This is a genomic window from Bradyrhizobium sp. USDA 3364 (genome assembly GCF_054056355.1).
The window spans coordinates 3,738,424-3,753,920 of the sequence record NZ_JBSRYG010000002.1; the positions used below are offsets into that span (position 1 = coordinate 3,738,424).

At 60.0% G+C, this 15,497-nt stretch carries 9 protein-coding genes; 5 read left to right on the plus strand and 4 right to left on the minus strand.

What is annotated here, in order from left to right:
• The first annotated feature begins 268 nt into the window (after positions 1-268).
• The gene (locus tag ACVILL_RS17605; protein ID WP_456734287.1) at positions 269-6,085 is read left to right on the plus strand and encodes an AAA family ATPase; all 5,817 of its coding nucleotides are present in this window, start codon (positions 269-271) and stop codon (positions 6,083-6,085) included.
• On the opposite strand, the gene ACVILL_RS17610 is transcribed toward ACVILL_RS17605, so the two are convergent.
• A complete protein-coding gene (locus tag ACVILL_RS17610; RefSeq protein ID WP_456730208.1) occupies positions 6,080-6,472 on the minus strand; it encodes a response regulator transcription factor in 393 nt (130 codons plus the stop codon). The two genes, ACVILL_RS17605 and ACVILL_RS17610, sit on opposite strands and share 6 nt — an antisense overlap.
• 221 nt (positions 6,473-6,693) lie before the next feature.
• Between ACVILL_RS17610 and ACVILL_RS17615 the strand changes: the two genes are divergently transcribed.
• The 4 genes from ACVILL_RS17615 (at position 6,694) to ACVILL_RS17630 (ending at position 11,257) form a co-directional block, all read left to right on the plus strand.
• On the plus strand, positions 6,694-7,329 hold the full coding sequence (locus ACVILL_RS17615) for a response regulator transcription factor (protein WP_456730209.1): 636 nt from the start codon (positions 6,694-6,696) through the stop codon (positions 7,327-7,329).
• A gap of 283 nt (positions 7,330-7,612) precedes the next feature.
• Positions 7,613-8,503, plus strand: coding sequence for a LysR family transcriptional regulator (locus ACVILL_RS17620; RefSeq protein ID WP_456730210.1), 891 nt, complete (start codon positions 7,613-7,615; stop codon positions 8,501-8,503).
• A 615-nt stretch (positions 8,504-9,118) separates the two neighbouring features.
• The gene (locus ACVILL_RS17625; protein ID WP_456730211.1) at positions 9,119-9,403 is read left to right on the plus strand and encodes a hypothetical protein; all 285 of its coding nucleotides are present in this window, start codon (positions 9,119-9,121) and stop codon (positions 9,401-9,403) included.
• A gap of 258 nt (positions 9,404-9,661) precedes the next feature.
• Positions 9,662-11,257: a GMC family oxidoreductase gene (locus ACVILL_RS17630; protein WP_456730212.1), complete on the plus strand. Its 1,596-nt coding sequence runs from the start codon at positions 9,662-9,664 to the stop codon at positions 11,255-11,257.
• 164 nt (positions 11,258-11,421) lie between these two features.
• Here ACVILL_RS17630 and ACVILL_RS17635 read toward each other — a convergent pair whose 3' ends face one another.
• The 3 genes from ACVILL_RS17635 to ACVILL_RS17645 all read right to left on the minus strand — a co-directional run bounded on the left by ACVILL_RS17635 (position 11,422) and on the right by ACVILL_RS17645 (position 15,387).
• Positions 11,422-12,333 (minus strand): helix-turn-helix transcriptional regulator, encoded by a 912-nt coding sequence (locus ACVILL_RS17635; RefSeq protein WP_456730213.1) that lies wholly within the window; start codon positions 12,331-12,333, stop codon positions 11,422-11,424.
• A 386-nt stretch (positions 12,334-12,719) separates the two neighbouring features.
• Positions 12,720-14,927, minus strand: coding sequence for a molybdopterin cofactor-binding domain-containing protein (locus ACVILL_RS17640; protein WP_456730214.1), 2,208 nt, complete (start codon positions 14,925-14,927; stop codon positions 12,720-12,722).
• Between the two features lie 4 nt (positions 14,928-14,931).
• Positions 14,932-15,387 (minus strand): (2Fe-2S)-binding protein, encoded by a 456-nt coding sequence (locus ACVILL_RS17645; protein WP_456730215.1) that lies wholly within the window; start codon positions 15,385-15,387, stop codon positions 14,932-14,934.
• Between the last annotated feature and the right edge of the window lie 110 nt (positions 15,388-15,497).

A 15,497-nucleotide genomic window follows, 5' to 3' on the forward strand; every position in this document is an offset into this window, starting at 1 on the left:
GCCTATGAGAGATGAGCGGGATAACGGCCGTTGACCCGCGTGTGGTGCGCGCACGAATAAAGTCGGGCAAGTGGCTCCAAATGGCTAAATTGCTGCTGAAGGAGAAGGTTCCGCGTCCGCACGACCAACGGATGACTGACATTTCTCGGCCGGCGGGGTACGTTCTCTCTGGGCCGGAAAGGGCGCGTGTGTGAAACTCGACGCCGGAGTCTCGCAGGTGGTGCGGCAGCCGCTCAACGTCGTGTGCTCGGACGATGGCTCTCAGCTGATGTGGGAGGATGGCGAGCGTGTGTTCAGCCGCGGCTGGCGACTGGACGACAATGGCAACCGGCTCGCTGTACTGCTCGTCGCCGTTGCCGCCGATCACCCGTCTCGGTCAGAGCTCGATCGCCTCACGCACGAATACGAGCTGAAAGATGAGCTCGATGGGTCATGGGCCGCGCGGCCGCTGGCTCTCATGCGCGACGCCGGACGGACCGTGCTGGTGCTGGACGATCAGGCCGGCGAGCCGCTCGACCATTTGCTCGATGGCCCTATGGAGATAGGGGCGTGCTTGACCCTGGGTATCGCTGTTACGTCGGCTCTGGGCAAGCTTCATCAGCGTGGGCTCATCCATAAAGACATTAAGCCAGCCAATGTTGTCGTGAACTGCGCGGACGGACACGTGCGGCTCACCGGGTTTGGCATCGCATCGCGCTTGTCTCGCGAGCGGCAGGCGCCCGAGCCGCCCGAGACCATCGCCGGTACGCTCGCCTACATGGCACCAGAACAAACCGGGCGGATGAACCGCTCGGTCGACGCCCGCAGCGATCTCTACGCCCTCGGCGTTACGCTGTACCAGATGCTCACGGGCGTTCTGCCCTTCACGGCGGCCGATCCGATGGAATGGGTGCACTGTCATATTGCAAGACCAGCGGTGCCGCCCAACGAGCGGCTGAGAAACCTCCCAGGCTCGGTCTCTGCGATCATTATGAAGCTGCTCGCCAAGACTGCTGAGGAGCGTTATCAGACGGCTACAGGCGCCGAGATCGATCTACGGCGTTGCCTTGCTGAATGGGAGGCCCGAGGCGATATCGACGAATTCGCACCTGGGGAACACGACACCCCGGACCGGCTGCTGATCCCTGAAAAGCTGTATGGTCGGACGGCCGAGATCGGTACCTTGGTTGCCTCCTTCGACCGTATCGTCGCCGGCGGCAGGCCGGAGTTGGTGTTGGTTTCCGGATATTCCGGCATCGGCAAGTCCGCGTTCGTCAACGAGCTTCATAAGCCGCTTGTTCTGCCCCGCGGTCTTTTTGCATCGGGCAAGTTTGACCAGTACAAGCGCGACATCCCTTACGCCACCCTTGCGCAGGCCTTTCAGAGCCTGATCCGACCGCTTTTGAGCGAGACCGAAGCGGAGCTGCGGCGATGGCGGGAGGCGCTGCTCGAGGCGCTCGAACCGAACGGTCGGCTGATCGTTGATCTCGTCCCGGAATTGAAGCACATCATCGGCGAACAGCCTCCGGTCCCTGAACTGCCGCTACAGGATGCGCAGGGCCGATTTCAACTGGTACTCCGGCGATTTATCGGCGTATTCGCGCGGCCGGAACATCCACTCGCCCTGTTCCTCGACGATCTCCAATGGCTCGATGCTGCAACGCTCGATTTGCTCGAGGATCTGTTGACCCGGCCGGACGTACAGAACCTGTTGTTGATTGGTGCCTACCGTGACAACGAAATTGATCCCTCCCACCCGCTGATGCACAAGCTCGACGCGATGCGCCAAGCTGGAGCGATACTACAAGACATCGTCTTGGCACCCCTGACCTGTGAAACCTTGGGACACTTGGTCGCGGATTCCGTTCACAGCGAGCCAGAGAGAGTCGCGCCGCTGGCACAGTTGATCCACGAGAAGACAACCGGTAATCCGCTTTTCGCTATTCAGTTCATCTCTGCGCTCGCCGACGAAGCATTGCTCACTTTCGATTATGGCGAGGCACGATGGCGCTGGGACCTGAGTCGCATCCACGCCAAGGGTTACACCGACAATGTGGTGGACCTCATGGTGGGGAAGCTGAACCGCCTGTCCGCCGAAACCCGGAGCGCATTGCAAACGCTCGCCTGCCTCGGCGACGACGCCGGGTTCACCATGTTGCGGATCGTCTACCAGGACTCCGAGGAGGAGGTGCATGGCCGGCTTTGGGAGGCGGTGCGAGCAGGACTGATCTTTCGTTCGGAAAATTCCTACAGGTTCCTTCACGACCGTGTTCAGGAAGCTGTCTACTCCTTGATCGCGGAGGAATCGCGTGCCGAAGCCCATCTTCGAATAGGGATACTGCTCGCAGCCGAGACCTCTCCGGAGAAGCTGGAGGAGACGATCTTCGAAATCGTCAATCAGCTTAACCGTGGCTCGCATCTCATCACGTCAATTGAGGAGCTCGAGCGGGTCGCAGAGTTGAATCTAGTTGCAGGCAGGCGCGCCAAGACCTCGACAGCGTATGGCTCAGCGCTGAACTACCTGTCCTGCGGCGCGGCGCTGCTGCCGGGGGACCCCTGGGAGCGCCGGCACGACCTGATCTTTGAGCTGGAGCTGCACCGGGCCGAATGTGAATTCCTCACGGGTGCACTGGCGGAAGCTGAGCAGCGCCTGGCGGTGCTGTCGGCCCGTTCCGCAACGACGATCGAGCGGGCCCGCGTCACGTGCCTGCAGGTGGATCTTTACACGACCTTGGATCAGGGCAGCCGCGCGATCGCGGTCGGTCTCGACTATCTCCGTCACCTGGGCATCGACTGGTCGCCGCACCCGACGGAAGACGAGGCTCGGCGCGAGTATGATCGGATCTGGTCCCAACTCGGTTCCCGCACGATAGAAAGCCTCATTGATCTGCCTTTGATGAGCAATGCCGCGTCGCTCGCGACCGTCGATGTCCTGACAAAGCTCGGGCCGCCGGCCCACTATACGGATGCGAACGTACGTTCGATGGTCATCTGTCGAGCCGTCAATCTCAGCCTTGAGGGCGGCAATTGTGACGGCTCGTGCTACGCCTATGCAGTGCTTGGCAGGCTTGCTGGACCGGAATTCGGCGACTACCAGGCGGGACTTCGATTCGGCCGTCTCGGCTATGAACTGGTCGAGCAGCGCGGGCTTAAGCGCTTCCAGGCCAGGACCTATTTGAATTTTGGATATTTACTCATGTTCTGGACAAGACACGTCCAGGAAGGTCGTGACCTGCTGCGGCGTGCGTTTGAGACGGCAAGCCAGGCCGGCGACCTCACTTTTGCGGCGTACTACTACACCCACTTGAACACGTATCTTCTCGCGGCGGGAGATGCGCTCGATAACGCGCAAGTCGAGGTCGAGCACGGTCTCGCGTTCGCGCGGACCATACGGTTCGGTTTTGCGATTGACTCCATCGCCGGCCAGCTTGGGCTGATACGGACACTCCGCGGCTTGACGCCGATCTTCGGTTGCTTTGACGATGGGCAGTTTGACGAACTCGAACTGGAGGCCCGTTTCCGCAGCAACCCGGATTTGGCGTTGGCCGCGGGCTCGTATTGGACCCGAAAGCTGCAGGCACGCCTCTTTGCCGATGACTATGCGGGTGCCCTCGAGGCCTCTTTGAGGGCGCAACGGCTGCAGCCGACATCAGCGTCTTTCTTCGAATGCGCGGAATATCACTTCTACAGTGCGCTCGCCAGGGCAGCGTCCTGCGACCCTGCGGCAGCCGGCCAACAGCAGGAGCACGTCAGAGCACTGGCCGCGCACCACCGACAGCTCGAGGTCTGGGCGACGGCGTGCCCGCACAACTTCGAGAACCGTGCCGCACTCGTCGGGGCGGAGATCGCCCGGATCGAAGGCCGCGCGGTCGATGCCGAACATCTTTACGAGCACGCTATCCACTCCGCACAAATGCACGGCTTTGTCCACAACGAGGCGCTCGCCAACGAATCCGCCGCACGCTTTTATGCTGCTCGCGGGTTCAAGAAGATCGCGCATGCCTACCTGCGGGACGCACGGTATGCATACATCCGTTGGGGAGCTGACGGCAAGGTACGCCAACTCGACGAACTGTATCCGCACCTCAGGGAGGAAAAGCCGGTTGCCGGCCCCACCGGCGAACAACTGGATCTAGCTACTGTTATCAAGGTCTCGCAGGCCGTATCGGGCGAGATCGTTCCGGAAAAGCTGATCGACACGCTGATGCGCACAGCGATTGAACACGCGGGTGCCGGGCGAGGTCTGTTGCTTCTTGCGGTAAGTGATGGCTATCGGATTGAGGCGGAAGTCACGACCAGCAATAATACGGTGACCGTCGGTCAGCGACAAGCAGGTGTAACCGCTGCCGATCTGCCGGAGTCCATCCTACATTACGTGGTCCGGACGAAAGAGAGCGTTCTTCTCCACGATGCCGCAGCCGCCAACCCGTTTTCGGCTGATCATTACATTCATCGGCATCACGCCCGTTCAATTCTCTGCCTGCCATTGCTCAAACAGAGCAGACTGGCAGGTGTACTCTACCTCGAAAACAACCTGACGGCGCACGCTTTCACACCTGACCGCGTCACAGTGTTGAAGGTACTTGCGTCGCAGGCAGCAATCTCGCTCGAAAACTCGCAGCTGTATCGCGACGTCGCAGATCGCGAAGGGAAGATTAGGCGTTTGGTCGACGCGAACATTATTGGAATCCTCATTGCCGACCGCGAAGGTCGAATTCTTGAAGCCAATGACGCGCTTCTGCGCATCCTGGGATATGACCGTGAGGACTTGGTTTCGGGGCGCGTGCGCTGGCCCGATCTGTCCCCGCCGGAATGGCGCGAGCGCGACATGCTGACTCAGGCGGAACTGAACTCAACCGGGAAAGTTCAGCCCTTCGAGAAGGAATATGTTCGGAAAGACGGCAGCCGGGTCCCTGTGCTTATTGGCGCCGCTCTGTTCAAGGAAGGAGGCGACGAGGGGCTTGCTTTCGTGCTCGATTTGACAGAGCGCAAGCGCGTCGAGGAAGCGCTTAGCCAGGCACAGAGACTTAGCCGCACCGGCAACTGGATCTACAACGCGACAACGATGCGATACCTCTATTGGTCGGACGAGAGTTACAGGATCTGGGGATTTGATCCGCTGCAAGGCCTTCCAACTCAAAAAAGCATGTGGAAACGCATTCACGCAGAGGACCGCGACAGAGTTTGGGGAGCGGTCCAGGAGGCGGTGCGCCAGAAAAGGGATTTCATTGCCGAGTTCAGACTCCTCCTGCCTGACGGCACAATCAAGTGGGTCGAAGGAACCAGCTATCATGTGTTTTCGCCACGGGGCAAGCTGGCCGAGGTTATCACCACCACTGTCGATGTGACGGAGCGGAGGCGGTCACAGGACGAACGTGAAAAGCTGCGTCAGCTCGAGTTGGATTTCGCCCACATGAACCGCGTCAGCATGATGGGAGAATTGGCCGCTTCGCTGTCTCACGAAATACTGCATCCGATCGCTACCGCACGTAACAACGCCCGTGCAGGAATGCGCTTCTTGGAGATGAATCCGCCAGATCTGGATGAGACAATGGAAGCCCTCGCTTGCGTTGTCAGGGATACGGACCGAGCCAAGGATATCGTCGGACGGATGCGCGATCACATCAAGAAAGCGCCTCCGCGAAAGGAGCGCTTTGATCTCAATGCGGCTACTAACGAAGTGATCGTCCTGGCACAAAGCGTGATCCACAGGAATGGCGTCTTGGTCCAAACGCGGCTTGCAGATGGATTGGTTCCGGTCATGGGGGATTGCGTTCAGCTGCAACAGGTTTTGCTGAACTTGATCCTGAATGCGGCTGAAGCAATGAGTTCGGTTGAGGAAGGGGCAAGAGAGCTGTTGATCAGCACCGAGGAGGATCAGACCAGCGTCCTCGTGGCGGTCCGCGATTCGGGGCCGGGCATTGATCCGGAAGATCTCGATCGAGTCTTCGACGCCTTTTACACCACGAAGTCCGGTGGAACGGGGATGGGGCTGTCGATATGCCGCTCCATCATCCTCGCACATGAGGGCAAGCTATGGGCGGAACCGAATGAACCTCGCGGGGCCGTGTTTCAGTTTACCCTGCCGGCGAACAACGACTCATAGATTGTCGTCAATCGGTGTACCGGACTGCAGGGCCGAACGTAGGCACCGCGCGAGACTGTCCTCGTCCACTGGCTTGCCGAGATAGCAAACAACCCCGTCCTTTAGAGCCTGATCCCTGACGACCTTATCCGGGTAGGCGGTAATGAGGATCGTCGGAATCGCGTACCCTGCATCGACCAAATACCTGTGCAATTCGACCCCAGTCATTCCGGGCATGTTAACGTCGGTGACCAAGCAGGCGGTTTCCGGCATGACCCGCGATGCCAAGAAATCGGCCGCTGACGGAAACGCTTCGACGGTGTAGCCCAGCAGCATCATGAGTTTTCGCATTGACTCACGATAGGGCTGATCATCGTCAACGATTGCTATCAGTGTACGGTTCGACATTGCGGATTCCGGGCACCTCCGCGGACCGGCGGGGCAACTCGCGCAGCATGCAACCTAATGTCATTGACATTACCCTATAACGCAATGTCGCCGCGCCTAAGCGATGGCTTAGGCATTCGGCTAACCGCCTAGTCATCAAAGATTGTTCATCACGATGGATTGGGCGTAGAGTGACAAACGGTGATAGGGAAAATGCGCTTTTCCGATGCAGGATGCCGAGAGTGGGTGAGGCAAATCCCAGTGTCTTGGTTATCGATGACGATCCCGAGTTTCGCGACTCGGTCGTGCGTCTGTTGCGGACCGTTGGCTTACCTGCCCGACAATTTTCGTCGGTTCCCGATTTTCTCCAGTCCGATCCGCCGGACGGTCCTACTTGCCTGGTGCTCGACGTGAGAATGCCAGGGCGCAGCGGTCTTGAGCTTCAGCGCGACCTCGTTGCCGCAAACAGGCAAGTGCCGATCATCTTCATCACGGCACACGCCGACGTGCCGATGACCGTGCAAGCGATGAAGGGTGGCGCGATAGAGTTCCTTACAAAGCCGTTCCGTGATCAGGATCTCCTTGATGCCGTCGAAGCCGGCCTCGCTCGCGATCGTGCCCGTCGAGAGAGTGAGAGCGCGGTGGCTGCGCTCAAGCAGCGTTTCGAAACGCTCAGCTCCCGAGAGCGTGAAGTCATGTTCGGCGTCGTGGCCGGTCGCCTCAACAAACAAGTTGCCAACGATATCGGCATCTCCGAATCTACGGTGAAGGTGCATCGCGTGAACTTGATGCGGAAGATGAAGGCGCGTTCGCTTCCCGAACTCAGCCGAATGGCGGACATTCTCAATAAGGATCTGCATCACCTGCACAACTCCTGAGCCCGAAAGGTGCTTACTCCGCGCTTTCGTGTGTGGGGGGCATTTCTGCGGCATCTTGCTGCGCCGCGATCTCCTTTTGGTGCCCATCCGGCTAGCGGATCCGGGTGCGCGAGGTTTACGTTCTTGCGTCTAAGCGAACGCTTAGCACAATCAGCAACAAGTGAACTTCACAGTACCTTCGCGGAATCGACCGCAATAGCCCAGGCCGTCAAGATGAGATGCGATGGGTGTCGGGTCATCGCCAGCATCTCAAGACTCGCCGCGACTTGACGGAGGATCAACGATGGAGCTTCATCAGGTTCGCTATTTCCTCGCCGTCGCGTCTACACTCAACTTCACCCGCGCAGCCGAGCAGTGCAATGTCGCGCAGCCCGCGCTGACCAAGGGGGTGCAGAAGCTCGAGCAGGAACTCGGCGGCCAGTTGATCTACCGCGAGCGCCGGCTGACGCAGCTCACCGACCTTGGAAAGGAAGTCCTGCCGATGCTGGAGCGCACACTCGTCTCAGCTGAGACGGTGCGCCGCAAGGCCCAGGATTTCCAACGCAAGGAGGTCGCGCCGCTGAAGATCGGCCTTGCTCCTTCCATCTCGGCGTCGCTCGTCCTCGATCCGATCGCGGAGACCGCAAAGGGCGTCCCCGGACTTCACGTCGAGTTGCGTGAAGGAGCAGCAGAGAAGCTCGTCAACCTCTTGCTCAAGGGGGAGATCAGCGCAGCAATGGTCGGGGACGTGCGGGACATGCCTGACCGCATCGACGACTGGTCGCTGTTCGAGGAGCGCTACGTCGCGGTCCTTGCGCCGACACATCGGTTGGCAAACCGTCCCTCGATCGGCATCGACGACCTCCGTGAGACGATCCTGCTGGAACGCGCCGACTGCGACGTGGTAGCGAAGATCCAGCAGGCCTATTTCCCCGAGGAACCGCTCCACCTCGGGCACCGCAGCGGCAACGACCTGCACCTGCAACACATGGCCGCCGCTGGCTTCGGCGTAATACTCGCGCCCGAGCACATGCCGCACCTTCCGATGCTCAAGACTATCCCGCTCGAAGGCGACCTGGCTTCGCGGGAGGTGCGGCTACTGGCCGTGCAGGGGCGCCGCTACTCGCCGGCGCTTGACGCTTTCGTCAAGGTCACGCGCCTTCGCGACTGGTCAGCCGTTGTGCGAACGGCATGAAATCGCGGTTCAGTGTCTGAGGACGGCATGCGCGCGCATGCGTCCGCCGTTGCTACTTCAAAAGCCCCCCAACGCGCCGCGCATGAAGCAAGCGACGCTGTTCGAGGGCTGACGTGTCGGCCGGTCGATAGAAGTGAGCCACTCCAAACCGGCAGAAAGCGTAGCGTAAGGAAGGCTCGCGAGCACCCCTCTCGAACCAATTGACCACACCGTTCATTCGCATTCCGGAAAGATCGGGCCGCTCTCGGACTGGTGACCGACGACACACTAATCCGGCCTCCTCGGCGCTGGGTGAGGTGGAATGGAAACGATAACGACCGGGCATTTCTAATAGTTCGCGTGCCTGCTTACTGTTCGTCCAGCGGGGCCGACCTGTGACGGTTGCATTGAGCGCTTGCAGCGCAGCGCGGCGCGATCGTCCTGATCATCATATTGGTGATGCACTCTCCACGCCGTAAGGACCCGCTCAAGCAACCAGACAAATCCAAACGAGTAGGAGACAGCGATGTCGTTTCGCTTCATCACCAGGTCCATTCATGCTTATTTGATCGACTATCCCGTCGCGATCTTCCTGATCGCAGCGTGCTGGACCTTGGCAAGAGCGAGCCGGCCGCAATGTGGCTCTCAGTCGTTGCCGGTGTGGCCGCGCTGCTCCTGGCCGCTCTGACCGACCATCCTACCGGGCTCGTCCGCATCATTCCCTACTGGCTGCACCTTTGGGTCGATCGCGCCGTCGGCGTGGTGTTCATCATCGCCCCGTTTGCCTTCCAATTCGCCGGGCTTGACGCCTGGTACTATTGGGTCCTCGCTGCTGCCGTCCTGCTCACGACGTCAGTCTTGAACGCGCCTGAGGAGCCGGTCGCTACGCGTTCGACATTGGGCAGGCGCACTGCAGCCTGAAGGCGGCGACGACGTTCCACCTGCTGCGCCTCGACGGAATCGAGGTGCTTGGCGGTCTCCTCGAACCGCGTCATGCGGCGCGGTAAGCGACAATAACGATCGTCTATCGACTCGATGGCGAGAGGTGATTTCCCTCGCCGGAGTTGCAAGGTCACTCTTCAAAAGCAAGGTCCAATCAATCTCCGGATCAAGCGCCGCGACAGCGCGGCACCCGGGGCGTTGATTGGGCCAAACATGGTGCGAAAGAGAAAGTTGCAGATGCCCCAGGAGAGGTACGACATCGTCATTGTTGGCGCGGGCGCGGCCGGCTGCGTCGTCGCGAGCTATCTCGCCGAACACACCGATGCGTCGATCGCGCTGGTCGAAGCGGGCGACATGGACCGCGATCCGTTCATTCACATTCCCGCCGGCTTCGCCAATATCTTGGTCCACGACAGACATGTCTGGAAGCACGAGACGGTTCCCCAGCACGGTAAGAAGAGAGCATATCGCTCAGGCAAAGTGCTCGGCGGCGGCTCCTCGATCAACGCGATGTGTTACGTCCGTGGCCAGGTGCGCGACTTCGCCGGGTGGCAGGATGCGGTCGGTGACACCGGCAAATGGTCTTATGAAGACCTGCTTCCCGTCTTCATGGCACAAGAGCGCAACGACACCTTCCACGACGAATATCACGGTATCAACGGTGGTCTGGCGGTCCAGTTGCCCAAGGGCATCAACGACCTGAACCAATATTGCCTCAAAGCGTTCCAGGAATATGGGATTCCCTATAATCCCGACTATAACGGCGAAAGCCAGATCGGCGTTTCGCCCGTTCAGTCGACGGTCGGAAATCAACGCCGGTGCAGCGCGGTCGACGCTTATTTGCGTCCGCACCTCGCCTCAGGCCGCGTCACTCTTCTCATCAACTCGACCGTCATTCGAATTCTTGTCGAGGACAAACGAGCTGTCGGCATCGAACTGAAAGACAGCGGCCTCGAGAGGATCATGGCCGGCGAGGTCGTGCTGTCGGCCGGGGCCGTCCATAGCCCCAAAATTCTCATGCACTCAGGCATTGGACCGGCCGAGCAGCTGCGGCGGCACGGCATCGCGGTGGCCGTCGATTCTCCGGGAGTTGGCGAAAATCTCCATGACCACCCGATGGTCCCGGTTCGTGCCTATGTGAAGGGCGATCTCGGTTATCAGGCTGCCGCTCAGGGACTCGGCACGATTAAGGCCGGCCTGCGGTATCTCGTCACCAAGGACGGCCCGGCGTCGGGCAACGGCATTGAGACCGTTACGCACTGGAACCCGTCAGACTTCGCCGCCGACCCCACGATCCAATGCTACCACGCTCCTATCATCTTGAACGAGCAACTCGGCCCGACGGGCAGCCGCTCGGGCGTCACCTTCGAGCTCGTGGTGCTTCAGCCCAAGAGCCGCGGCTGGGTGCGGCTGGCCGATAGCGACCCGACGTCGATGCCCCTGATCAACCCAAACTTCATCGGTGAGGCGGAAGACTTGAGGGCCGCGGTGGAATCAGTACGGGCGATCCGCGAGGTTATGGCCCAGGAGTCGTTGGCGTCGGTGATCGAGGAAGAGATGGATCCCGGTCCGCATATCCAGTCGGACGCGGAGATCGGCGAATGGGTGCAGCGCGTCGTGACGACGATGTGGCACCCGGTCGGAACGTGCCGGATGGGTCAGGATGAGCGAGCGGTGGTGGACGCCAGGCTCAGGGTCCGCGGGGTCGACGGCCTTCGGGTGATCGACGCCTCGATCATGCCGAACATCACCAGTGGCAATACCAACGCCCCGACCCAGGCGCTCGCACGCCACGCGACGGCGATGTTGGTCGAGGATTTGAAGGGGACTTAAGGAGTTCTGGCACAAGCTGGCGGCAGCGACGGCCGTAGTCCTCCGCCCGCGCTCGCCGGTAAAGATGCTCTCCGCGGCTTGGGCTGGGCAGCGTAGACAAAGTTCGTGCTACCGTTCGCGCAGTTGCCCCTAAGCCTGTCAATCTTGTTATCGGCGCCTCTTTCTCAAATGCCTGCGCCGGCTTTGCCATCCTTGGCCATCTGCCGATAGTCGCTCGGATCTCGCTTGTACGCCTTTCGAAAAGCCCGCACAAAACTTGAACGGCTCTCGTACCCCGCATTAAGAGCAACGACGTCGATCGGCATCGTCGTTGTCGTCAAATCGACTGCGGCCTGGCGCATCCTCAAGTCTCGCAAGATGGCCATCGGCGATTGTCCAAAGATGGCCGAGAAGCGAGCCATGAACGCCGAGCGACTCAATCCTGCACTGTGCGCCAAGCTTTGAACTGAATGGGCTGCTCCCGGCCGCGCGACCATATCCGCAAAAGCACGGGTGACCTGCCTGTCGGCAAGTATCGAGAATCGCTCGGTCCACCGCTGGGATGACCTGAGGGACCGACGCACCAATGAGACGACGATCTGCTTGAGCAGAGACGCTGTCATGGCTCCAACGCCGACCTCTTGCTGCAGCAACTCGTCCATAGCCTCGCGAAGCTTCAGGTCGATCTTGTCCGCCGGCTCGAATTGCTCGATCACCGGTTCGCGGAGTTCTCCGAACAGCCTCACCGACTGACCAAAGGATGCATTAAAAAAACCGCATACTTGGACGATTTCGGGTTGCTCATTCGGCGCCGCGACGCGGAGAATGCCGTCTTGATGGGTCCAGCAGTCTTTCGAAATGAGCTTCGGTGGGCCACTCCCACCGTCAACTTCGATCATGAACGGAGTGTTTGGCGGTACGATGATGAGCAAATGAGGGCTCAACGGTATCGCCGGTCCGCTGTTGATCGATATGCGTCCCACGCCACTCAAGTTGTAGTGGATTCCGGGTACGTCAATCGTCCCAAATTGCACTCGGTGGCCGTGTGGCACCAGTATCTCAGTTAGCGCGACGACATTGATGTCGAGCGCCTGCATTAGGTTGTCGAGGTCCGTTGTAGACAATTTCACAGTGGAACCCGTGGGCAGCAACACGTTCTGTCTGGCGAGAGCCTGCCTTGGAACCGCTTTCGTGTGCATGACAGTGGCCCTTTATTGCTGTCTACCGGCGCCGCTAGTGCTGCTAAGCCTGTTCTCCAAGGGTCGGCGAGGGCGTCGCTATTCTCGCTCGTACCACTAACCGACTTTCCTCCCGTGCCCCATGGCGCAATCATGATCAGAGTACGGGAGTATGGAAGTGAAACTCTTGCAGATCAATCCTGAACCGCCTTCAGGTCGGGATGGCTGACGAGAAAGTCTTCGACGCCACCGCGGCATGCGATGAGCGCACTAAGAAAGCCGTCACGCGGGATGACGGGCAAGGACTAGGATGACGACTTCAGCGAATCCTTATCGATCGGCAGGCTGCGTACACGCTTGCCGGTCGCGGCGAAGATCGCATTGGTCACTGCAGCACTAACGATGGCTGTCGGAGCTTCACCAACACCACCCGGAGCCTCGGCGTTCTTGATCAAGTGCGTCTCCACCACTGGCACCTCGTCGATACGCATCGGCAGATAGCTGTCGAAATTGCTCTGCTCGACCCGTCCATTCTTGAAAGTGATTGATCCATGGAGAGCGGCGGTCAGGCCGAAAAGCGTGCCGCCTTGAATCTGTGCTTCGATCGTATCCGGGTTGACGTACATGCCGCAATCAATCGCACAGACGATCCGCTTGACCTTGATAGAGCCATCGATGCCCACCTCGACTTCGGCGACTTGCGAAGTGTAACTTCCGTATGCGAACTGTACCGAAATTCCGCGGCCATGCCGCGTCGGAAGGGGTGATCCCCATCCCGATTTTTCCGCCGCAAGCGACAGAACAGCGAGCGCTCGCGGATTGTGGCCAAGCAATCTCTTGCGATAGGTGACGGGATCTTGCTTCGCGGCATGAGCGAGCTCATCGACGAAGCTTTCGACCACAAAAACGTTGTGAGTCGGTCCGACGCCGCGCCACCAGGACGTCCGGACACCAGGGGGCTCGACCCGGACAAAGTCGACATGGATATTGGGCAGCGCATAGGGCGGCTCGGCCGCGGCTTCTACGGCATCGGGGTCCAATCCGTCCTTGAAGTAAGGGGGATAATAGCGCGCCATGACCGAGGAGCCCGCGATCCGATGCGTCCAGGCGACCGGCTGGCCAGCCGTATCAAGTCCGGCCGACAGCCGATCGAAATAGTAGGGCCGATACATATCGTGCTGGATGTCTTCCTCGCGGCTCCAGATCACCTTCACCGGGCCGTCGACGTGCTTGGCGATCTTGACGGCGAGAATCGTGCCATCGGCTTCCAGCCTTCGACCGAAGCCGCCGCCAATCAGATGATTGTGAATTTTGACCGCATCCTTTGGCAGGCCGGTGAGTTCGGCGACCTGAGACTGCGTGATCGTAGGCGCTTGCGTACCGACCCAAATGTCGCAGCGATCCTTCTGCAGATGAACAGTACAGTTCATCGGCTCCATCGTCGCATGGGCCAGGAATGGCACCTGATAGACGGCGTCAACCCGTTGCGCAGCGTCCGCAAGCGCCTTCCCTACATCACCGACGTTACGGGCAACAGCGCCCGGCTTCTTCGATTCCTCCTCCAATTGCCTTACGACATCGGCGCTGCTGATCTTGCTGTTCGGGCCATCGTCCCACGTGATGGCGGCGGCCTCGAGCCCCTTCTTCGCCGCACCCGTGTGATCCGCCACCACCGCGACAGCTTCACCGATGTTGACGAATTGCCGGACATTCTTCACTGCCAGCGCGGCTTTCTCGTTCACCGTCTTCGCTTTGCCACCGAGCACAGGCGAAATAGCGACTGCCGCGACCTTCATGCCCGGCAGTCGCGTATCGATACCGTAGAGCGCGCGTCCATCGACCTTTATCGGAGAATCGACGCGCTTGGCACGCGTGCCGATCAGTGTGAAATCCTTCGGATCCTTCAATTTGACGTTAGCCGCCGGCGGCACACGCAATTTTGCCGCAGCTTCCGCAAGCTCGCCGTAGCTCAGATGCTTCGAACCCGAGGCATCCGACACGACGCCGTTCCTGGCGCGGCAAGTCGCCGGATCGACATTCCACCGCTTGGCGGCCGCCGCAATCAGCAAATTGCGGCCCACCGCACCCGCCTGGCGAAGCGGTGTCCAGAAGGCGCGGATGGAGGCGGAACCACCCGTATTCTGAATGCCTATGATCGAATTGACGTAAAGCGCATGATTTGGCGGTGCATGCTGTACCTGTATCTGGTCAAGCCTCACTTCCAGTTCTTCCGCGAGAAGCATCGAGAGCGACGTGTAAACCCCTTGTCCCATCTCGACCATGGGCATGATCAGGGTCACGGCGCCGGTCGGATTGATTCGGACAAATCCGTTCGGCGCGAAGGTACCCGTGACCTCGCTTTCGACCACTTGCGACGCAGGCGCCGCGAACACAGGCTCCGTGCCGGCACCGGTCAGCGCAAAACCGAGCATCAAACCCGCGCCCCGAACAAACGCGCGCCGTGAAATCGCCATTTCGTCTTCGGCGCGGTGCTTCAGAATCGGCCTATCCATGAGCTCAAACTCCCGCTGCTTGCTTGATCGCCGCACGGATGCGCTGATAGGTGCCGCAACGGCAGACATTCCCCGACATCGCCGCGTCGATATCCGCATCGCTCGGCTTCGGAGTATCCTTGAGCAATGCCGCCGCCGACATGATCTGGCCGGACTGGCAGTAGCCGCACTGCACGACCTCCAGATCCAGCCAGGCCTTTTGCAACGCGGCTCCTTGCGGCGTGCGCCCTATCGCCTCGATGGTGATGACCGCGCTGTTGCCGACGCTATCGATCGACGTCTGGCAGGAGCGGACCGGCTGACCATCGACATGCACGGTGCAGGCACCGCACAGCGCCTGGCCGCAACCGAACTTGGTCCCGGTCATGCCGAGGACGTCACGCAGTACCCACAGCAAAGGGATATCGCCGTCGACATCGACCTCATGGCGTGAGCCGTTGATCTTTAGTGTGAAAGCCATGGATGCCTCTTGAGCGCGTTGGGAGTGAGCAGTGAGTCAATCAACGTCACTCTTGAATCCGCGAAAGCGGTACGATCGCAGCAGGAGGCGAAGCTTTCCAATAGCCAGTA